Below are 20,910 nucleotides of genomic sequence, written 5' to 3' on the forward strand. Positions count from 1 at the left end.
TCGAGGACATGCGCGTTTCGAATGTCAGCATCAGCAGCGTGACCTTCGCCGCCGATCTCTCCGGCGCGCTATTCTGGGAAGAGCAGCGCCTGCTCGTCGTCTCCGACCTGCATCTGGAAAAAGGTTCCAGCTTCGCCATGCGCGGCGTGCTGCTGCCGCCTTACGACACCATCGCGACGCTTGGCCGGCTCGCTGCTGTCATCTCCCGCCATGATCCGCGAATCGTCATCGCGCTCGGCGACAGTTTTCACGATCGCACCGCGCATGGACGGCTGTCGGCGCAGGATCGCGACGCGGTCGCCGCCTTGCAGGCCGGCCGCGACTGGATCTGGATCTCGGGCAACCACGATCCGGCGCTGCCGCGTGATCTCGGCGGCACCGTCGCCGACGAAGTCGCGATCGGTCCGATCACCTTCCGCCACGAGCCGACCGGCGCGGGCGGCGAGATCGCCGGCCATCTTCATCCCAAGGCCCGCGTCTCCACGCGCGGCCGCTCGATGGAGCGCCGCTGTTTCGCCTGCGACGGCGAGCGCGCCGTGATGCCCGCCTTCGGCGCCTATGCCGGCGGCCTCAGCATCCGCGATGTTGCGTTTGCAAAAATATTTCCAAAGAACGGTTTTGTCGCGCATCTGCTCGGCGACCGCCGCGTCCACGCGATTGCCGCGTCGCGGTGCAGCTAAGCCGCCTTCGCCTGCACATCGTCGCAGAACTCCGCGAGCCGATCGGCGAGCCGCAGCGTCGCGGGACTCGCGCCCGGCGCAGCCATCAACGCCACCTCGGTCCGGTTGATTGGCGCAAAGCCGTCCTTCGCGGTCAGCACGCGGTGGTCGGACTGGATCGCCATTTCCGACAGGATACTCAAGCCCATGCCGGCCGCGACCGCGGCCTGGATGCCGGCGAGGCTCGATGACGTGTAGGACATGTGCCAGATGCGGCCCGCGCTTTCCAGCGCGTGGATGGCGCCGGCGCGGTAGAGGCAGCCGAGCGGAAAGCCGATCAGCGGCACGGAGGCGACATCGGCTTGGATCGGATGGCTCTTGCTGGTGACCCAGTGCACCTGCTCCGGCCACACCGCAATCGCGCCCTTCTCCCCGGCGGCGCGCTTGAACAGTGCGAGGTCGAGTTCGCCGCGATCGAGGTCGCGCGCGAGATTCTTGCTCTGGTCGGCGCGCACGTCGAGCCGCAGACCCGGATGCGAGCGCGAGAAGGCGCCGAGCAGCTTCGCCAGCCGATACGCCGCGAAATCCTCGGGAATGCCGAGCCGGATCGCACCTTCGCCGTCGGGCTCGCGCAGCACGTCGCGGGCCTCCTCCGCAAGTGACAACAGCCGCCGCGCATAGGACAGCAATCGTTCGCCGGCTTCGGTTGGGCGTACGTCCTTGCCGTCGCGATGCAGCAGGACCTGGCCGACATCCTCCTCCAGTCGCTTGATCTGCTGGCTGACGGTCGATTGCGTGCGATGGACGCGCTCGCCGGCGCGAGTGAAGCCGCCAGCATCGACCACAGAGACGAAGCTGCGCAGAAGCTCAAGATCGAGCATGGGGCGCCTCCATTCGAAAATCCACTGATTGGAAGTTAATCATTTAATTTCCAAATGACAAGCCGGCTCCCTAGATCGAGGGCTCAGGAGATTCACATGTCGCTCGCCCCCTCGCTTGCCGTTCCCCGCAGCCGCTTCAACACGCTTCCGCTTGCGATCGGCTTGTTCTGCCTGCTCTGGAGCTACGCCTTCGTCGCCGGCAAGATCGGCGTCACCCATTGCCCGCCGCTGCTCCTGCTCGCCGCGCGCTTCTCGCTCGCCGGCATCCTGATCCTTGGCGCCACGCTGATCCGCGGCGATGACTGGTCGCTGTCCTGGCGCGATGCCGCGATCTTCGCCGTGCTCGGCGTCGCCAACAACGCGCTCTATCTCGGGCTCGGCTACACCGGCCTGCAATCGGTCTCCGCCGGCCTCGGCGGCCTGATCGTGTCGGCCAATCCGGTGTTCACGGCGGGCCTCGCCGCGCTTCTGCTCGGCGAAGGCATGACCTGGCGCAAGGCGAGCGGCCTCCTGCTCGGCATCATCGGCGTGACCTTGATCGTCTGGCACCGCCTGTCGGTCGGCACCGACTCGCTGCACGGCATCGTGTTCACGCTGGCCTCGCTCGCCTCCCTCGTCGCCGGCACCATTTTGTTCAAGCTGCTCGCGCCGAAGGGAAGCCTGTGGATCGGTAATGGCGTGCAGAATCTCGCCGCCGGCATCGTGCTGACGCCGGTGGCGCTGACCTTCGCCGATTTTCATGCCGTCGACTTCACGCCGGGCCTGATCGGCGCCTTCGCCTTCCTCGTGCTCGGCGGCTCGATCACGGCGTACTGGCTCTGGTTTCATCTCCTGAAAGTGTGTGGCGCGACGGCTGCGAGTGCCTATCATTTCCTGATGCCGCCGCTCGGCATGCTGTTCGCGTATCTCGTGCTCGGTGAGCACGTCGAGGCGCGCGATCTGCTCGGCATCATCCCGGTCGCACTCGGCATCTATCTGGTGACGCGGCCCGCCAAATCCGTCTCGTAAGAGGAGTCCATCATGCCCATTTCCATCACGCTGATCGGCGGCCCGACCGCGCTGATCGAGATCGATGGCTTTCGCCTGCTCACCGATCCGACCTTCGATGACGCGCACACTGCCTATCAGCTGCCGCATGTGAAGCTGGAGAAGACGATTGGCCCCGCGCTGAAGGCCGATGCGATCGGCCCGGTGGATGCCGTGCTGCTCAGCCACGACCAACACTCCGACAATCTCGACAATTCCGGCCGCGAATATCTCAAGCACGCAAAGCGCGTCCTGACGACGGAAGCCGGCGCAAAACGCCTCGGCGGCCATGTCGAAGGCTCGCATGTCGAAGGCCTGGCACCCTGGGGTACGGCGCATCTGAAAGATCGCGACGGCAACTCGCTGACGATCACCGCGACCCCGGCGCGCCACGGCCCGGCCGGCATCGAGCCGCTGTCAGGCGACGTCATTGGCTTCGTGGTGTCGTCGAGCCGGACCGACACCACCTCGGTCTATATCAGCGGCGACACCACCTGGTTCGACGGCGTCGCCGAGGTCGCGCGCCGTTTCAAATGCGGCGTGGTGATGCCCTTCGCCGGCGCCGCGCAAACGCGCGGGCCGTTCCATCTCACCATGGACACCAACGACACCATCGAGACCGCACGCGCCTTCCCCGATGCCATGATCGTGCCTGTTCATACGGAGGGTTGGGCGCATTTCCGCCAGAACAGCGAGGATCTGCGCAAGACCTTTGACGTGCTCGGCTTCGGGACGCGGTTGCGGTTGCTGGAGCCCGGCGTGCCGACGGTGGTGCAGGCGCCGTAGCTCTCCGCCGACGCTGGTGCTAGCCACCAGCGTCGTCCCGGCGAAGGCCGGGACCCATACCCACAGGGAGAAGTTTGACGAAGACTCGTGGTGGGCAGCTTGACGCCGTAACGGCACTCGGTGGCTATGGGTCCCGGCCTTCGCCGGGACGACGTCGGAAGTGTTGTTGGAGGCTTTCGCTCACCACGAACGTTCCCTCAATCCTTCCGAAACACGATGGACGCCATCCAGCCCGTCATCAGCGCCATCGCCGCCGTAACCAGTCCGTAGATCAACCCGTTCTGCCGCGCCGTCGTTGCGACGAACTGCTCGAAGCCGACCTTGACGATCTCGAAGGCGGTCTCGGTCTTGCCGATGAACGCGCCGTCGGCAAACAGCTTGATCTCCACCTCATAGGTGCCGATCGGCACCTCCGCCGGCAGGGGAATGCCGGTGCGGAACAACGTCGGTGTCAGGAACGTCACCGCGCTCGGATCCTCGCGATAGAGACCGCGCTGGGTGCGCAGGCGGATGAAGGCGGAGCGGAACACGTCGTTCGGCACCACGTCGGCATAGTCGCCGCTGACACGCTGGGTCAGCAGCACGTTGTTGAGCCCGATCTGCTGGCGCCGCGCGATCTCGGGCGAGGTGATGACGTCGAACGGGCGGTTGGCGAACAGCGCGAGATAGCTCGGCACCTCCAGGAACTGGCGATAGTCGGTGTTGATCCAGATCCCGAAAGTGCGCTCCTTGCGCCGCGTCACCATCTCGGCGCGCGGGCCCATCACGGTGACGACGAGATCGTAGGTCTTGCGGTCGGCAGGCGTGGAGGCGTCCTTCTCGACCGAGCCGAACAGCACCAGCTCCTCGCCGGAATAGTTCGGCGTCACCGTGACGCGATGGTTGGAGACCGAGACGATCAGCCGCTCGGCGCGGGCAGCGGAGCCGAGCAGCAAAACGAGCAGGACCGCGAGAGCTGCGCGCATCATCCGTTCACCCCCAGCTCGCGGATGGTGAAGAGGTCTTCGGGCCGGATCACCAGCTCGACCGCGAAGCGGACGCCGACCGAGAGGATCAAGAGGCCAAGCAGCAGCCGCAACTGCTCGCCGCGGATCTTCTGGCCGGCGCGTGCGCCGAATTGCGCGCCGGTGACGCCGCCGACCATCAGGATCAGCGCCAGCACCGCGTCGACCAGGTGATTGGTCACCGCATGCAGCAAGGTTGCAAACAGCATCGTGACCAGCGTCAGGACCATCGAGGTGCCGATCACCGTCGAGGTCGGCACCCGCAGCAGGTAGATCATGATCGGCACGAGGATGAAGCCGCCTCCGATGCCCATGATGGCGCCGATGAAGCCGATCAGGATGCCGACGATCACCACCGGAATGACCGAGAGGTAGATCTTGGAGCGCTTGAACCGCATCTTCAGCGGCAGGCCATGGATCCAGTTATGGGTGCGTCGTGGCGGCAGCGCGCCGCGCCGGGTCCGCATCAGGGCGCGCAGGCCTTCGGAGAACATCAGGCTGCCGACGGTGGTGAGCAGCACGACGTAGGACAGTGCGATCATCAGATCGAGCTGCCCGAGCGCGCGCAGCTGCGTGAAGGTCCATACCCCGAGCGCTGTCCCGGTGACGCCGCCGCACAACAGCACGCTCGCCAGCGCGGGATCGATCGCGCGCCGCCGCCAATAGGCGAGTGCGCCGGAAAAGGACGAGGCCGCGATGTGACTTGCGACGGAAGCGACCGCGACCGCCGGCGTGATGCCGATGAAGATCAAAAGCGGCGTCATCAGGAAGCCGCCGCCGATCCCGAACATGCCGGAGACGAAGCCGACCGCCGCGCCCATCGCCAGCACCAGGAAGACGTTGACCGGAAGATCGGCGATCGGGAGATAGAGCTGCATCGAGGGACCACGCTTCCGGCGAGACGGATCGATTGCGCGGAATGCTCGCAGGAGGGCAGAACGATTGCCGCGCCCCTCAATAGCGGAATTCGACGGCGGGAGGGACCAGGAATTTCGGGCGTGGTGAATGGGGGTGACTTGGCGCGGTGAGAGGAGGGCGTGATTGTCGCGGCGATGAAGGTGCACTCCCTCTCCCGCTTGCGGGGGAGGGTTGGGGAGGGGGTGCCGCCGCGGGCGAGAGCCCCCAAGAGGTGAGAGCCCTCACCCGACGCTAGGCGTCGACCTCTCCCGCAAGCGGGAGAGGTGCACCGCGCCCGCGGCCCGCTTGGTTCGATCTAAAGCTATTCGACTTCTAATGCACCGCCGACGCCGAGCGCTTGGCGGCGACCGGCTTCGGCGCCGGCTTCGCGTTCGCTTGCGGCGCGCTGTCCCAGCCGCCGTTCGGGGCCGGAACGTTGACCGCGTCGTCGGGCTGCGGCTCGGCGCTGAAGGTCTGGATCGCGAGCTTGGCGGCGGCGAGCGATTGCGGGTCGAGCCGCTTGGCGACGTCGTCGCGCTTGCCGGCCGCATCGGCGTCACCCTGGGCGGCCGCGAGGGTGAACCATTTGTAGGATTCGGCGAGGTTCTGCTCCACGCCAATGCCGCGGGCATAGAGGATGCCGAGGTTGAACTGGCTGTCGGCAACGCCGCGGTCGGCGGCCTTCCGGAACCACAGTGCCGCGCTCTTGTAATTGGCGCCGCGTCCGCCGCCATCGGCGTCGAGCACCGCGAGATTATGCATCGCCTTGGCGTTGCCGCGCTCGGCCGCCTGCGTGTAGTAGCGGCGGGCGATGTCGGCGTCCTTCTTCACGCCAAGACCCTTCTCGTAGAGTGTCCCGAGGCGGAAGGTCGCGGGCACCACGCCGGCCTGCGCCGCGCGGTCGTACCATTTGGCGGCTTCGTCGTAATTCGCGGCGACGCCCTTGCCTTCAGCAAAGCGCACGCCGATCTCGTAGGCCGCGGTCGCATCGCCCTTCATCGCGGCGGTGCGCAAGCCGGGGCCACCGATGCCGTCAGGCAGCTTTTCGCCCGGCGGCACCTGGATCATCGCGAGTTTCGCGCGGCTCGTGCCCGACAGCGCGCCGGTGACGTCGCTAGCGGCCGGCTGCGGCGCTGCGGCAGGCACCGGCGGAATTTCGACCGAGGCCGAGTTGCCAGAATTGGTGGCAGCAGCCGGCGCGGCATTGTTCTGGGATTGCCGCCCGATCGGGGTCGGCGAGGTCATCGACGGTGTGACCTGCTCGGGCGCGGCGGGCTTGTTCTCGACCGGCGGCGGGGCCTGCGGCGCGGGTGCGGGCGACGAATTCTCCATCGCCTGCGGCGACGGCGACGAGGTGCTGCCATCGAGCAGGTTCATCGCCATCTTGAAGGTGCCGAGCACGATCACGACCACGCTCGCGCCGACCAGCAGCGAGCGGATCTTCGAGGTGATGGTCGAGCCACCTTCCTGGCCCTTCTCCTTGGCGCGAGCGATTGCGGCCTTGGCGCCACGGGCCGGCTTCTCGGGCGGCTGCGCGGCGGCGGCCTGGGCGGCGCGGCGCGCGGCAGCGATGAAGCTCGACGAGGACACCGGCTCCTTGGGCGCTGCCGGGATTTCGCTGATTGCGCTTTCGGACGCAGCAATGCGCTCGGACGGCGTGGCGAGCCGTGCACCCGGCCGTGTGCCCGGCTCGAGCGGATGATCCGGCGGCAGGTCTGGCGCTAGCGCGGCGCGCGTCGGCGCCGTATGCGGCTCCAGGATTTCGCTGATCGCGCGTGGCGCAACCGGCTGTGCCATCGGCATCGGCGGCGGCGCTGCCGGCGCGGCGGCATGGAATTCGCGAGGCGCAGCGGCGAAGGCGGCTTGCGCCGCCTGTGCGGCGGCCGGATTGGGCAGCTCGGGCTTCGGATCGTATTTCGGGTGCTGCTGTGCTTGCTGCCGCGGCTCGCGCGCCATCGGCGCGGGCTCCATGGGAGCGGCCATCGGCATCGGCATCGGCTGCGGCGCAGGGGCGGGCGGCGCGGTGCGCACATTGCGCAGATCGCCCTCGATCATCGAGAGACGGTCGACGACGTGGCCAAGCGCGTTGTGGACGGCCTCCAGCGAATCCTGGGTGGTCCGGTTGGTCTCGGCCTGGCTGAAGCGGATGTCGGAGAGCTCGCGCTTGACGAGATCGACCATGCCGGAATCGGCGGGCGGCGCTGAGCTGCGGCTCTCGGCCAGCGCGGAATAGGTCGCCTGCTGCCGCTCCAGGTGGCGCAGGATGTCGTGCAGCCCGTCCTCGACGCGGCTGAAATTGCCGTTGCGCGGATCGCTGGCGGCCTCAAGCCGCTCCAGCAGATACGAGACCCGCTGTTCAAGATGAGCAAAGGTCGAAGCCGAATCGTTGCCGACCTGCATGCGATCGAAACGATCGGACAGGGCGCGGATCGCGCTTTCGAGCTGCTCGCTGCTCTCGGATGGCTGAGGGCGCTCGCGCGTTTCCAGGGCGGCGGTGAGCGCCGCGATCCGCTGCTCCAGCACCGCAAAACTGTCGCCCTGGCCGGACGAACGGGTGACCTGGTCGACCTTGGACGACAGCACCTGCACGTCGTCCGAGAGCCGTGCCAGCGCTTCGTTGGAGGCGACGTTGGAGACGATGCCGCGCAGCGCCGAGATCGCGCCTTCGAGTTGGCGAACCGTCGAGGGATCGTCATTGGCGCGCAGGATCAGATCGAGCTTGGCGCCGAGATTGCGGATCGCCTCGTCATAGCCGGTGAGCTGCTCGGCTGGCGTCAGCGTGCGGAGCACCTGCTTGATCTCGGACAGCGCGTGCTCGATGCCGGACAGGACCTGACCGTCGGTGCCGTTGGAGCGGGTCTCGTCGATGCGCCGATGCAGCGAGCGGATCTCGTTCTCGATCGATTCGATCGCGCGGCGCGGCATCGCCTCGGTGATGGCGTTGCGGATCTCCGCAAGCTCGCTGCGGAAAGTGTTGATCGCCTGCTCGGTATTGTCAGGGCGCTGCAGCGATTCGATCTGGCTCGTGATCTTGAGCAGATGGCGCTCGAGCGCAGAGAAATCCGGCCCCGGCTGCGGTGGCGGCGGAGCGTAGACAGGCGCGGGCTGCGCCATCGGGGACGCGTAAGGAGCTGACGCGGGCGCGATCGAGGGTGCTGCGCGCGGCGGCATCTGCCGGGGCGAAAAGCCGTCGAGCTCGCTCTGCCGTGCCGTGATCTCGGCGACCGCGACGTCGAACGAAGCGGGGCTCAGGGGCGGTGAGCTGCGATAGACCTGCGCTGCCGCGCGCTCGACCGCATCGGCCTGGCGCTGGCGCGTTTCAACGGGTGCCTGTCGCGGTGCCGGAGCCTGCTGCGGCTTTGAGATTTGCGACAGCCGCGCATCGAGCCGCGAGATCGCGTCGTTGAGCTGGCGCGCAACACCCTGCTCGCGCGACACGTCTGGTCGCGGAGTATCTTGTCGCGAAGAATCTTGCCGCGGCGCGGGTTTTGAAATTCGTTCGATCTGCTGGGTGATGGCGTCGAGCCGCTGGTGGATGTCGGCGACTTCACGGCTTTCCTGGCTCGGCACGTGACTCGGTGCTTGACTCGGAACGTGCTGGGCTTGCGGACGCTGGTCGTAAAGTCCGCGGAAGTTTGGCGGGGCGGTCTCGCCGAGCGTGGAGTTCAGCCAATCGTTGAGTGACATGCCGGCGCGACGCGCAGCAGCTTCGGCCCGCTCCCGGACGGAGGGATCGATGCCGTCAACACTCCACGATACGCGCGAATTCATGACTCTGTCCGGTCCCGACTCCGGCGCCTCACCCGGCGCCTCCAGCCTCCCCACGCGTGCCCGTTGCAAAGACAATCGAATTTCGCGTGGGTCGTCTGCCTCGAAAACCGACTTTTGTCTGTTACGGTAAATAACGGGTTAAGGAACCGGTTGACGGTGTCTTAAAGTTGGGCGGCGGTGTGCGACACCCACCACTGTCATGCTCTGCGAAAGCGGGGCATCCAGTACGCCGCAGCCCCTCGATTCAGCCGCGCAGCCTCTGGAATACTGGATCGCCCGCCCCAGTGCGCCATTGCGGACAAGGCGGGCGATGACGGCGGAGTAAAGCCCCTCAGCCCTTGCCCTCGCGCTTGCCTTCCTCCAGCGGCACCACGGTGCCGCCTGCACTCATCGCCGACAGGGCCTCGAGCGCCTCTTCGCAGAAATCGGCCACCATCTGCTCGTGCCGGGCGCCGAGCTGAAGCAGCAGCAGGTTACCGAGGTCGAGCACGCCTGATGCCGCCCCTTCCGGAAAGCGCTTCTTCAGGATGCGCTCGTAGTTCTCGTGGCGATCGCGGTGGTGCTCGAGCCGGGCCATCAAGTCGGTGCGCATGGGCTCGAGGCCGATGCTGTCGAGCGCATGCAGCCGCACCAGGAGGTCGTCCTTGATGGAGGGGGGCGTGCTTGGCCGCGCGGCCCAGTGCCGCAGCGCTGTTCGGCCTTCCGGAGTCAGCGTATAGATCAGCTTGTTGGGCTTGCCGGTTTGCACGACCTCGCGGCCCTGGATGTAGCCGCGGTCGCGCAGCTTGGAGAGCTCGCGGTAGATTTGCTGGTGGTCGGCCTTCCAGAAGAAGCCGATCGAGGAATCGAATGTCTTGGCGAGCTCGTAGCCCGTCATCGGACGTTCCGTCAGGCATGCGAGGATTGCGTCGCCCAGTGCCATGACCGGTCCTCCTGTTCTCGAATTTAACCAATTGGCTTGACTTTATGCGCATCGGCGCATATGCGTCAATGTGCATATGAGGTCACCCAAGAAGGTGACCCAATAACGAGGGCAAACACCGCCCCGAAAAACCCAGTGGAATCAACGTTCGCGCTACTGTGCATGGGGTTGTTTTCGCGCTTTTTGCCCAAGCCTTTCGTTGCTTTGCCTTTAGGGAGGCACCCGAGAATGACCGGCCTCGATTCCTGGTACGGCTACATGAAGTCGCATGACCGGGCAGCCCTCTGGGACCTGCTCCATCCCGACGCCGTCTTCGAAAGCCCCGTCGTGCACGCGCCGCAGCGCGGCCGCGACATCACCTTCAAATACCTGGCCAGCGCCGAGAAGGTGCTTGGCGGTCCCGGCTTCATTTATGTCGGCGAATGGAAGAGTGAGCGCGGCGCCGTGCTCGAATTCAAGACCATGATCGACGGCATCGAGATCAACGGCGTCGACATCATCAGCTTCGACGGCGAGGGACGCATCACGCATTTCAAGGTGATGGTGCGGCCGCTCAAGGCGATCAACATGCTGCATCGCCTGATGGCGGAGCAGCTTGCCGCCGCTCAATCATAAGCCAACACCATCACTTCAAGGCCTGCCGGGAGACCACCATGCCGATCTACAAAGCCCCCGTCGAAGACGTGAACTTCCTGCTCAACGACGTCTTCCAGATCGATCGCTACGACAATCTGGCCGGCTTCTCCGATGCGTCGAGCGACGTGCGCGAAGCCATTCTCGGCGAAGCTGCCAAGCTTGCCGAAGAAGTGCTGCAGCCGCTCAACCGCGTGGGCGATCTCGAAGGCTGCAAGCGCGCCGATGACGGCAGCGTCACCACGCCGACGGGATTCAAGGAGGCGTTCAAGCAGGTCGCCGAGGGCGGCTGGCTCGGCCTGTCGGCGCCGACCGAGTTCGGCGGCCAGGGTCTGCCGGTGACGCTGAGCCAGGCGGTCAACGAATTCCAGATCTCCGCCAACATGGCGTTCTCGATGTATGGCGGCCTCACCATGGGCGCGACCGCGGCGCTGATCGTCCACGGCACGCCGGAGCAGAAGCAGACCTACGTGCCGAAGATGGTGGCGGGCGAGTGGACCGGCACCATGAACCTGACCGAGCCGCATTGCGGCACCGACCTCGGCATGCTCCGCACCAAGGCGGTGCGGCAGGCCGACGGCAGCTTCAAGATCACGGGCACCAAGATCTTCATTTCGGCCGGCGAACATGACCTCGCCCCCAACATCATCCACCTCGTGCTGGCCCGCATCGAGGGCGCGCCCGCCGGCATCAAGGGCGTGTCGCTGTTCGTGGTGCCGAAATTCATGGTCAATGCCGATGGTTCGGTGGGGCAGCGCAACGGCGTGGTCTGCGGCTCCATCGAGCACAAGATGGGCATCCACGGCAATTCCACCTGCGTGATGAACTACGACAACGCCACCGGCTGGCTGATCGGCGAAGAGAACAAGGGCATGCAGGGCATGTTCGTGATGATGAACGAGGCCCGCCTCGGCGTCGCCGTGCAGGGTCTCGCTCAGTCGGAAGTCGCCTATCAGAACGCGGTCGCCTATGCCCGGGATCGTATCCAGGGCCGTTCGCTCACGGGTGCCAAGGCGCCGGACAAGCCGGCCGATCCGATCATCGTCCATCCCGACGTGCGTCGCACGCTGCTGTCGATCCGCTCCTTCAACGAGGCCGCCCGCGCCTTCGTCATGTGGACCGCGCTGAAGAGCGACGTCGCCCATCGCTCCGAGGATCCCAAGGACCGCCAGGCCGCCGACGATCACATGGGCCTGATGACGCCCGTGCTGAAAGGCTTCCTCACCGATTACGGCTTCGCCAACGCGGTGCAGGCGCAGCAGATGTATGGCGGTCACGGCTACATCGCCGAGCAGGGCATGGAGCAGTTCGTGCGCGATGCCCGCATCGCCATGATCTACGAAGGCGCCAACGGCATCCAGGCGCTCGACCTCGTCGGCCGCAAGCTGCCGCGCGACGGCGGCCGCGCCATCATGGCGTTCTTCGGCGAGGTCATGGCCTTCGCCAAGGAGAACGGTGGCGACGAGGCGATGAAGCCCTACATCACCCCGCTCTCGGCTTCGCTCGGCCATCTCCAGCAGGCCACCACCTGGCTGATGCAGAACGCGATGGCCAAGCCCGACAATGCCGGCGCCGCCGCGACCGACTACCTCAATCTCTTCGGCTTCGTCGCGCTCGGCTACATGTGGGCGAAGATGGCGAAGGTGACGCAAGCCAAGATTGCCGAGAGCGGGACGACGCCCTATCTCTCGACCAAGCTCGTCACCGGCCGTTTCTTCATGGAGCGGATGCTGCCGGAGACCGCCGCCAACCTGGCGCGCATCCAGTCCGGCTGCGCCACCATCATGGAACTGCCGGCGGAAGCGTTCTGAAGCCGCTTTCGCTGCGACCCGTCCAACACCAGATCACGACCATCACATCAGGAGGGCGTCATGCCTGCGGCATTCATCTACGACCACGTCCGCACCCCGCGCGGCCGCGGCAAGGCGGACGGCGCGCTGCACGAAGTCACCGCGCTCGCGCTTGCGACCGTGCCGCTCAAGGCGCTCAAGGACCGCAATAACCTCCCGGAAGATTCCGTCGATGACGTCATTCTCGGCGTGGTCGATCCCGTCGGTGAAGCCGGCTCCGACATCGCGCGCTTTGCCGCGCTGAAGGCGGGTCTCGGCGAAGCCGTGCCGGGCGTGCAGATCAGCCGCTTCTGCGCTTCGGGCCTCGATGCCGTGAATTTTGCCGCAGCCCAGGTGATGAGCGGCCAGCATGAACTGGTAATCGGCGGCGGCGCCGAATCGATGAGCCGCGTCGGCATCGGCGCCTCCGGCGGCGCCTGGCCGATGGACCCGTCGATGGCCGTGCCGGCCTATTTCATGCCGCAGGGCATCTCGGCCGATCTGATCGCGACCAAATACGGCTTCTCGCGCGACGACGTCGACGCCTATGCGGTGCAGAGCCAGCAGCGTGCGGCGAAGTCCTGGGATGAAGGCCGCTTCGACAAGTCGATCGTCCCGGTGAAGGACATCAACGGCCTCACCATCCTCGCCAAGGACGAGCATATGCGTCCTTCGACGACGATGCAGTCGCTGGCGCAGCTGCAGCCGGCGTTCACGATGATGGCGCAGATGGGCGGCTTCGACGGCGTCGCGGTGCAATCGCATCCCGAAATCGAACGCGTCAATTACGTGCACCATGCCGGCAATTCGTCGGGCATCGTCGATGGTGCCGGCGCGGTTCTGCTCGGCAGCAAGGAAGCCGGCGGCAAATACGGCCTGAAGCCGCGTGCAAGAATCCGCGCCTTCGCCAATGTCGGCTCCGAACCCGCGATGATGCTGACCGGCCCGGTCGACGTCACCGAAAAGCTGTTTGCACGCTCCGGCATGAAGAAGTCGGACATCGACCTGTTCGAGCTCAACGAGGCCTTCGCCTCCGTCGTGCTGCGCTACATCCAGGCCTTCGACATCGACAACGCCAAGATCAACGTCAATGGCGGCGCGATTGCGCTCGGCCATCCGCTGGGCGCGACCGGCGCCATGATCCTCGGGACCGTGCTCGACGAGCTCGAGCGCACCAACAAGACGACCGCACTGGTGACGCTGTGCATCGGCGGCGGCATGGGCACCGCGACCATCATCGAACGCGTCTAAGGGTAGGGAGCAACCAGCATGGCTTACAAGAACTTCAAGGTTGAGACCGATTCCGACGGCATCGCGCTCGTGACCTGGGACATTCCGGGCCGTTCGATGAACGTGCTCGACGAGACCTCGACCAGCGAGCTCGACGCGATCGTCAAGGCGACCACGGCCGACGCCGCGGTCAAAGGTGTCGTGATCACCTCTGCCAAGGAGGCGTTCTGCGCCGGCGCGGACCTGTCCATGCTCGAGGGCATGAACCAGGCCTACGCAAAACTGTTCAAGGAGCAGGGCGAGACCGCTGCGAACCAGATGCTGTTCGAGCAGAGCCGGCGCTTCTCGCAGGTGCTGCGCTCGATCGAAACCTCCGGCAAGCCGTGGGCGGCGGCGATCAACGGCCTCGCGCTCGGCGGCGGTTTCGAGATCACGCTGTGCTGCCACTATCGCGTGGCGGCGGAGAATCCCAAGACCCGCCTGGGCCTGCCCGAGGTCAAGGTCGGCCTGTTCCCGGGTGCCGGCGGCACGCAGCGCGTGCCGCGGCTGGTGCCGCCGCAGGACGCGATGACGATCCTGCTCAAGGGCGATCCGGTCACGGTCGAGAAGGCCAAGGCGCTGAATCTGATCCACGCCATCGTTCCCGCGGCCGATCTCGTCAAGGCGGCAAAGGACTGGATCAAGGGCGGCGGCAAGGCTGTCGCGCCCTGGGACGAGAAGGGCTTCAAGCTGCCGGGCGGCCCGGTGTTCTCCAAGGCCGGCATGATGATGTTCCCGGCCGGCAACGCGATCTATCGCCGCGAGACCTACGACAATTATCCGGCCGCACGCGCGATCATGAGCTGCGTCTACGAGGGCCTGCAGCTGCCGATCGACGCCGCGTTGCGCGTGGAGTCGCGCTACTTCACCTCGGTACTGCGCTCGAAGGAAGCGGCGGCGATGATCCGCAGCCTGTTCCTGTCGATGCAGGAATTGAACAAGGGTGCGCGCCGTCCGAAGGATGTGCCGCCGACCAAGGTGAAGAAGATCGCCGTGATCGGCGCCGGGTTCATGGGCGCGAGCGTCGGCTACGTCTCGGCCCGTGCCGGCCTCGACGTCGTCCTGATCGATCGCGACCAGGAGAGCGCCGACAAGGGCAAGGCGCATGCGCAAAAGGTGATCGAGGAGCAGATCAAGAAGGGCCGCGCCAAGCCCGGTGACGCAGAAGCGCTGCTCGCCCGCATCACGCCGACCGCGGACTATTCCGCGCTGAAGGACGTCGATCTCGTCATCGAGGCCGTGTTCGAGGACCGCAAGGTCAAGGCCGATACCTTTGCCAAGGCGCAGGGGCATATGAAGCCGGACGTGATCTTCGCGTCCAACACCTCGACGCTTCCGATCACCTCGCTGGCGGAATCCTTCAAGGACCAGGGCAGGTTCGTCGGCATCCACTTCTTCTCGCCGGTCGAGAAGATGATGCTGGTCGAGATCATCCAGGGCAAGAACACCGGCGATCTCGCGATCGCGACCGCGCTCGACTTCGTCCGGCAGATCGGCAAGACGCCGATCGTCGTCAACGACTCCAGAGGCTTCTTCGCCAATCGCTGCGTCGGCCGCTACGTCGCCGAAGGCAACGAGATGTTCCTCGAAGGCGTGCCGCCCGCGATGATCGAGAACTGCGCCAAGATGGCCGGCATGCCGGTCGGCCCGCTCTCGCTGTCGGACGAGGTCGCGCTCGACCTCGGGCTCAAGATCATGAAGGCGACGGAAGCCGACCTCGGCCCCAACGCCATCAATCCCGATCAGAAGAAGCTGATGGTGGAAATGGTCGAGAAGCAGGGCCGTCTGGGCCGCAAGAACAGCAAGGGGTTTTACGATTACCCCGAGAAGGGCAAGGGTCAGAAGAGCCTGTGGCCGGGCTTGTCCGCGCTGCAGCCCAAGCAGCTCGATCCTGATACGCTCGACGTCGAGGAGTTGAAGCAGCGCTTCCTGGTGGTGCAGGCGGTGGAAGCCGCGCGCACGGTGGAGGACCACGTCATCACCGATCCGCGCGAGGCGGATGTCGGCTCAATCCTCGGCTTCGGCTTTGCGCCGTTCACCGGTGGCACGCTGTCCTACATCGACTTCATGGGTCCCAAGACCTTCGTCGAACTTTGCCACAAGCTGGAGGCGAAATACGGCTCGCGCTTCACCCCGCCGAAATTGCTCGAGGACATGGCCGCGAAGGGCGAGACCTTCTACGGCCGCTTCGCTCCGAAGAAGGCGGCGGCGTGATTCTCTTTTTGTAGCCCGATGGGCCGATCAAACTCGGGTTACGCAAGCAAGTAGAAGGCCGGATCGTCGATCCGGCCTTCTACTTTTGCAAATTCCAGAATTCTATGTGTTTCCCTGCCACACTACTTCCACCCCAACTCCCTGACGCGGCCACGCTGGCTCCGCACTGGCACCGCTCTTGCTAATCAATCCACCGAACGGTGATTGGCGTTAAAGGTGTCCCGCAATGACTTCCCTGGTGTTTCAACTCGGCGCAGCCGGTGTCGCGTCGAGATACGCTCCTCTGGCGCGGTTAGGTCGGCTGCGGCTACGCCGCAGACTTTTGCGCCTACGCAGAAAAATCCCCTCTTGGATCAACTTGATGTTACTCGTTCTCATCGCCGACGCCATGTTGGCGATCGTGACCTGGGGCGCCGTCGCTAAGATCCTCCGCTGAATTTTCCTCATTTTGCAGGTGGAACGCGCCCACCATGTAGGCGAGTTGGCAACTCACCAGACTGCCAATGATGATTGGAATACCCGTCCAAAATCCGAAGCCGGATGTCTGAAGCCCGATTGCAGCAAGAATGGCGATCGCGGGCGAGACGAACAGTAACGACCAGACCCGGAAGAACAGCCCTGTCGCGAATCCAACGGTTGCGCTCGCGAAAAGAAGAACAAGTGCGGTAGTCACGATCGTATTCCAACTTGGCCGCCCCGCCACAGTTTATAGTTGCGCCAACTGGACAGCTCACACAAGGAGTGCGACACCCCTCCCTTAACGCGGCTGAATTATTGTTAATATAGACAATACACCTAAAAGTTGCGGGCGTGGATTTTAGGGCAGCGAATTCCACGACGCGGGGAATACGAAAGAGCCGGATCATCAATCCGGCTCTTTCTGTTGTTCTGCGGAGCCCGCCTCAGGCAGCCTGAATCAGCCCTTCCTTCTTCATCGCTTCCTGCACCTGCGGCCGCGCCGCGACGCGGGTCTTGTACGCGGCAAGGTTCGGCATCGCGGAAAGGTCGAACTTCATCCGGTCGCCCCAGGTCAGCATCGTGAAGAGATAGCCGTCGGCCACCGTGAACTGCTTGCCCATGAGGTAGTCGCGGCCGGCGAGCTGGCTATCGATGTATTTCAGCTTGCCCATGACGCGGTCCTTGAAGAAGGCCTTGGCCTCGTCGTTCAGCGCCGGCGCGAACATCGGGCCGAAGCTCTTGTGGACCTCCGAGGTGAGGAAGTTCAGCCATTCGAGCAGCTTGTAGCGCTCGGCGCTGCCGTGGGCCGGCGCCAGCGCCTTGGCTGAGGCCTGATCGGCGATCATCTGGACAATCACCGGGCCTTCGGTCACGATCTCTCCGCTATCGAGGCCCAGCGCAGGGACCTGGCCCTTGGGGTTCAGCTTCAGATAATCCTCACCGTTTTCGAGCTTCTTGGCCCGGATATCGACCTTGACCAGTTCATAGGGCAGGCCGGCCTCCAGGAGCGCGATATGGGGGGACAGCGAACACGCACCTGGCGAATAATACAATTTCATGGAATTTCCTCCTCTTGTTGCTTGGTTCAGGCGAAAGAACGACTACATGCATCTGCTTGAAATAGTCAAGATTGATGCAAGTGCATCGAATAGGGTAAAAGACGGGCGACGAGCTTGAGCGGGACCATGAAACGCAAACCATCGACCGAGGCGACTTCCGCCTGGATCCGCTTGATGCGGGTGCAGAGCCGTGTGCTCAACTGCGTCGAGCAGGACCTGAAGAAGGCCGGCTTCCCGCCGCTGGCATGGTATGACGCGCTGCTTGAACTGTCACGGGCGCCCTCGGGCGAGCTCCGACCGGTCGAACTCGAACGGCAGATGCTGATCCCGCAATATTCGACATCGCGGCTGATCGACCGCCTGGTCGACGAAGGCCTTGCCTCGCGGCGTGAATGCAAGATCGACAAGCGCGGCCAGTTCGTAGAGATCACGGAAGCCGGCCGCGAATTGCAGAAGCGGATGTGGGGCGCCTATTCGGCCGCAATCGAGAAATATGTCGGTTCGAAGCTGTCCGATGCGGATGCCGTGAAGCTCAGCGGTCTGCTCGACCGTCTGGGCTGCTCGTGCGGCGAGATGAAGCTGCCGCCTGCCCACGTCAACGAAACCACGCCGTTGCGATGATCGCGCGGCAAACAAGCTCGTCCGTGCAGCCGGTGGCTGCGCGGACCATCCCTGTCACCCACGCGCGTTCGATCGAAGCGCTTTTGATTAGAGTCTGATATGGCGCGAGACCAGATCGATATGACGCCCCTGCAATCGCGCGACGAGCTCGTCAAGTGGTTCGAGGAAGGCTGCAAGGACCCGTCCGAATTCCGCATGGGCACCGAGCACGAGAAGACACCGTTTACGCTCGAAGGCCACCGTCCGGTGCCCTACGACGGCGCGCGCGGTATCGGCGCGCTGCTCGAAGGCATGAAACTCCTGCTCGGCTGGGAGCCGATCATGGAGAAGGGCAACATCATCGGCCTCTACGACGTCACCGGCGGCGGCGCGATCTCGCTCGAGCCCGGCGGGCAGTTCGAGCTCTCGGGCGCCCCCGTCGAGAACGTGCACCAGACCCAGAGTGAGCTGATGGCGCATCTGGCGCAGGTGCGCGAGATCGCAACGCCGCTCGGCATCGGCTTCCTCGGGCTCGGCATGACGCCGTCCTGGTCGCGCGCCGACATCCCGGTGATGCCCAAGGGCCGCTACAAGATCATGACCAATTACATGCCGAAGGTCGGCCAGTACGGCCTCGACATGATGTACCGGACCTGCACGGTCCAGACCAATCTCGACTTCTCCTCCGAAGCCGACATGGTCAAGAAGCTGCGTGTCTCGCTCGCGCTCCAGCCGGCCGCAACCGCCTTGTTCGCCAACTCGCCGTTTACCGAGGGCAAGCCGAACGGCTTCCTCTCCTTCCGGTCCGAGATCTGGCGCGACACCGACAATGCGCGCGCCGGCATGATGCCGTGGGCATTCGAGGACGGCATGGGCTTCGAGCGCTATGTCGACTACGCGCTCGACGTGCCGATGTATTTCGTCAAGCGCGACGAGGACTACATCGACGTCTCGGGGTCCTCATTTCGCGCCTTCTTCGATGGCCGCAACAACAATTTGCCCGGGGAACGTCCGACGCTGTCCGATTGGGCCAACCATCTTTCGACGATTTTCCCGGAGGTGCGGCTCAAGCGCTATCTCGAGATGCGCGGCTCCGACGGTGGTCCGTGGGGCCGTCTGCCGGCGCTATCGGCGTTCTGGGCCGGGCTGCTCTACGACGATGTGTCGCTGGATGCCGCCTGGGACCTTGTGAAGCACTGGAGCGCGCATGAGCGCCAGGCCTTGCGCGACGACGTGCCGCGCTTCGGCTTCAAGGCGCGGATCAAGGACCGCTATCTGTTCGAGATCGCCAAGGACTGCCTCGCTTTGGCACATGCCGGCTTGCGCCGGCGCGGCCGGATCGACCAGCTCGGCCGCGACGAGACCAGGCATCTGGAGCCGCTCGATCGCATCATCGATTCCGGCCGCACGCCGGCTGAGGAGATGCTCGAGAAGTTCAACGGTGCCTGGAACGGCTCGGTGGAACCAGCCTACGCGGAATACGCGTTCTAGAACCCGGGGTCCGACGATCGGGAGACGAGCCGTTCATCGCCCGTACAGGTTTGCGGCGATCAAATGGCCGGCTGAAAAACCCGAGCGTCGTCAATAACTCGAAAGCTGTTCCGATGGGGAAGGGCCGCCTGGCCGTCATGGCAAGCGTCCTGGCAAGCGTCGTGGCCTGCGCCGCGCTGCTTTCGCTCGTGTTTGCGAGCTGGCCTGCGCGCGCCCAGACGGCGTTCGATCGGCCCGGCGGAGACTATTTCAGCACCCCGGTCACGTCGGGCGATCCGGAGGATTGCGCGCTGCTGTGCGAGCGCGACCGCCGCTGCCGCTCGTGGAGCTTCAGCTATCCGGACGTCGAAGGCGGCTCGGCGGTGTGCTGGCTGAAGAACACGGTGCCTGCGCGCGTGCCGGGAAGCTGCTGCATCTCCGGTGTGCGCGGCGCCGGCGTGATCGAGCCGCGTGTCGAAGGCGTGGAAACCTCGATCGACCGCCCCGGCGGCGATTTGCGCAATTTCGAGATGAAGGACGGCGAAGGCGAAGACGCCTGCAAGGCCGCCTGCACCGCCGACAACAAATGCCGCGCTTTCACCTATGCCCGCCCGGGCTACACCGGACGCGAAGCGCGCTGCTTCCTCAAAAAGGAAATCAAGCCGCCGCGGCGGAAGGCAGGGTTCACATCGGGCGTTGTGAGATAGCATGCAGCTCTCACGGCCGTCATTGCGAGCGTAGCGAAGCAATCCAGAATTGCTTCCACGGCGGCAGTCTGGATTGCTTCGTCGCTTCGCTCCTCGCAATGACGAGGAGGGTAAAGCGGACAGCTCACTCGGCCGCGATCACCGTGATCTCGGGCCACAGCGGCTTCCAGCGTGCCGCCTTCGCCGCGTAATTGGCGGCGGAAAAATTCGGCGCCCGATTGGGTCGCACGATCAGCTTCGCGACGTCGTCGAACCCGTGCGGCGCGTAGACGTCGAAATCGCCACCGGCAGAGCGGATGCCCACCTGCGTATTCTCCGTGAGGAAGCGGTCGATTCCGTCGGTCGCGCACATCAAGGGCGGATAGGGCAGGCCGTGCTTGCCAGGATACCAAAGGTGCACGCGCGCCTGGTTGCGGATTTCAACCTTGGCGCCGAGATGCGCGAGCCGCGCGTGCAGCTTGCGGATCACCGCGTCTTCCGCCTCCCATGAGATGTCGGAATCGAAATAGAACACGTCGTAATCGGCGATGCCGTGATCGATCGGGCGGCCCGTGAGCACGTTCCACACCGTCTGCACCAGGCAGCCCGCGACGAGCCACGCATCCGGCAGGGCGAGGCGATCGATTTCATCGAGGATCGCTGCGTTGCACGGATTTCGCAGGGCGAGAGCCAGAAATTCGTCGCGGATCATCACTGTTGCGCTCCCTCCTCCCGCGTGCGGGAGA

18 protein-coding genes are annotated in these 20,910 nt (G+C 65.0%); 10 read left to right on the forward strand and 8 right to left on the reverse strand.

What is annotated here, in order from left to right; all coding sequences use genetic code 11:
- Positions 1–8: 8 nt before the first annotated feature.
- Entirely contained in the window at positions 9–680 is a 672-nt protein-coding gene (pdeM, locus tag C7G41_RS05645) for a ligase-associated DNA damage response endonuclease PdeM (protein ID WP_199198203.1), read from the forward strand.
- On the opposite strand, the gene C7G41_RS05650 is transcribed toward pdeM, so the two are convergent.
- Positions 677–1,540 carry a LysR family transcriptional regulator gene (locus tag C7G41_RS05650; protein ID WP_106941648.1) on the reverse strand — a complete coding sequence of 288 codons (864 nt, stop codon included), beginning with the start codon at positions 1,538–1,540 and terminating at the stop codon, positions 677–679. The genes pdeM and C7G41_RS05650 overlap by 4 nt on opposite strands.
- Before the next feature lie 96 nt (positions 1,541–1,636).
- Here C7G41_RS05650 and C7G41_RS05655 point away from each other — a divergent pair, with 96 nt between their 5' ends.
- Both C7G41_RS05655 and C7G41_RS05660 read left to right on the forward strand, forming a co-directional pair.
- Positions 1,637–2,548 carry a DMT family transporter gene (locus C7G41_RS05655; RefSeq protein ID WP_106941649.1) on the forward strand — a complete coding sequence of 304 codons (912 nt, stop codon included), beginning with the start codon at positions 1,637–1,639 and terminating at the stop codon, positions 2,546–2,548.
- 12 nt (positions 2,549–2,560) lie between these two features.
- Complete coding sequence (locus tag C7G41_RS05660) at positions 2,561–3,352, forward strand: MBL fold metallo-hydrolase (RefSeq protein WP_106941650.1); 792 nt, start codon at positions 2,561–2,563, stop codon at positions 3,350–3,352.
- 197 nt (positions 3,353–3,549) lie between these two features.
- Here C7G41_RS05660 and C7G41_RS05665 read toward each other — a convergent pair whose 3' ends face one another.
- The 4 genes from C7G41_RS05665 to C7G41_RS05680 all read right to left on the reverse strand — a co-directional run bounded on the left by C7G41_RS05665 (position 3,550) and on the right by C7G41_RS05680 (position 9,946).
- A complete protein-coding gene (locus C7G41_RS05665) occupies positions 3,550–4,320 on the reverse strand; it encodes a TIGR02186 family protein (RefSeq protein WP_106941651.1) in 771 nt (256 codons plus the stop codon).
- Positions 4,317–5,234 (reverse strand): sulfite exporter TauE/SafE family protein, encoded by a 918-nt coding sequence (locus C7G41_RS05670; RefSeq protein ID WP_106941652.1) that lies wholly within the window; start codon positions 5,232–5,234, stop codon positions 4,317–4,319. Before C7G41_RS05670 ends, C7G41_RS05665 begins: the two co-directional genes overlap by 4 nt.
- Positions 5,235–5,586: 352 nt before the next feature.
- Positions 5,587–9,024: a tetratricopeptide repeat protein gene (locus C7G41_RS05675; protein ID WP_199198204.1), complete on the reverse strand. Its 3,438-nt coding sequence runs from the start codon at positions 9,022–9,024 to the stop codon at positions 5,587–5,589.
- A 331-nt stretch (positions 9,025–9,355) separates the two neighbouring features.
- Complete coding sequence (locus C7G41_RS05680; RefSeq protein WP_106941654.1) at positions 9,356–9,946, reverse strand: PadR family transcriptional regulator; 591 nt, start codon at positions 9,944–9,946, stop codon at positions 9,356–9,358.
- A 228-nt stretch (positions 9,947–10,174) separates the two neighbouring features.
- Between C7G41_RS05680 and C7G41_RS05685 the strand changes: the two genes are divergently transcribed.
- From C7G41_RS05685 to C7G41_RS05700, 4 genes are read left to right on the forward strand one after another with little or no spacing between them, the layout of a single operon-like run.
- Positions 10,175–10,561: a hypothetical protein gene (locus tag C7G41_RS05685; protein ID WP_106941655.1), complete on the forward strand. Its 387-nt coding sequence runs from the start codon at positions 10,175–10,177 to the stop codon at positions 10,559–10,561.
- 38 nt (positions 10,562–10,599) lie between these two features.
- Complete coding sequence (locus C7G41_RS05690) at positions 10,600–12,390, forward strand: acyl-CoA dehydrogenase C-terminal domain-containing protein (protein WP_106941656.1); 1,791 nt, start codon at positions 10,600–10,602, stop codon at positions 12,388–12,390.
- Positions 12,391–12,450: 60 nt separating this feature from the next.
- Positions 12,451–13,659 (forward strand): acetyl-CoA C-acetyltransferase, encoded by a 1,209-nt coding sequence (locus tag C7G41_RS05695; RefSeq protein ID WP_106941657.1) that lies wholly within the window; start codon positions 12,451–12,453, stop codon positions 13,657–13,659.
- Positions 13,660–13,677: 18 nt separating this feature from the next.
- Positions 13,678–15,891 carry an FAD-dependent oxidoreductase gene (locus tag C7G41_RS05700; RefSeq protein ID WP_106941658.1) on the forward strand — a complete coding sequence of 738 codons (2,214 nt, stop codon included), beginning with the start codon at positions 13,678–13,680 and terminating at the stop codon, positions 15,889–15,891.
- A 364-nt stretch (positions 15,892–16,255) separates the two neighbouring features.
- Here the strand turns inward: C7G41_RS05700 and C7G41_RS05705 are convergent, their stop codons facing one another.
- Together C7G41_RS05705 and gstA are read right to left on the reverse strand one after the other, a co-directional pair.
- Entirely contained in the window at positions 16,256–16,564 is a 309-nt protein-coding gene (locus C7G41_RS05705; RefSeq protein ID WP_106941659.1) for a hypothetical protein, read from the reverse strand.
- A gap of 229 nt (positions 16,565–16,793) precedes the next feature.
- Positions 16,794–17,408 (reverse strand): glutathione transferase GstA, encoded by a 615-nt coding sequence (gene gstA / locus C7G41_RS05710; RefSeq protein ID WP_007605052.1) that lies wholly within the window; start codon positions 17,406–17,408, stop codon positions 16,794–16,796.
- 126 nt (positions 17,409–17,534) lie between these two features.
- Here gstA and C7G41_RS05715 point away from each other — a divergent pair, with 126 nt between their 5' ends.
- The 3 genes from C7G41_RS05715 to C7G41_RS05725 all read left to right on the forward strand — a co-directional run bounded on the left by C7G41_RS05715 (position 17,535) and on the right by C7G41_RS05725 (position 20,185).
- Positions 17,535–18,029, forward strand: coding sequence for a MarR family winged helix-turn-helix transcriptional regulator (locus tag C7G41_RS05715; protein WP_007599417.1), 495 nt, complete (start codon positions 17,535–17,537; stop codon positions 18,027–18,029).
- Positions 18,030–18,128: 99 nt separating this feature from the next.
- A complete protein-coding gene (locus C7G41_RS05720) occupies positions 18,129–19,499 on the forward strand; it encodes a glutamate--cysteine ligase (RefSeq protein ID WP_106941660.1) in 1,371 nt (456 codons plus the stop codon).
- A 113-nt stretch (positions 19,500–19,612) separates the two neighbouring features.
- The gene (locus C7G41_RS05725; RefSeq protein WP_106941661.1) at positions 19,613–20,185 is read left to right on the forward strand and encodes a PAN domain-containing protein; all 573 of its coding nucleotides are present in this window, start codon (positions 19,613–19,615) and stop codon (positions 20,183–20,185) included.
- Positions 20,186–20,309: 124 nt separating this feature from the next.
- Here C7G41_RS05725 and C7G41_RS05730 read toward each other — a convergent pair whose 3' ends face one another.
- The gene (locus C7G41_RS05730; protein ID WP_106941662.1) at positions 20,310–20,876 is read right to left on the reverse strand and encodes a nucleotidyltransferase family protein; all 567 of its coding nucleotides are present in this window, start codon (positions 20,874–20,876) and stop codon (positions 20,310–20,312) included.
- Positions 20,877–20,910: the final 34 nt, after the last annotated feature.

Source organism: Bradyrhizobium sp. MOS002 (assembly GCF_003020115.1).
GTDB lineage: Bacteria > Pseudomonadota > Alphaproteobacteria > Rhizobiales > Xanthobacteraceae > Bradyrhizobium.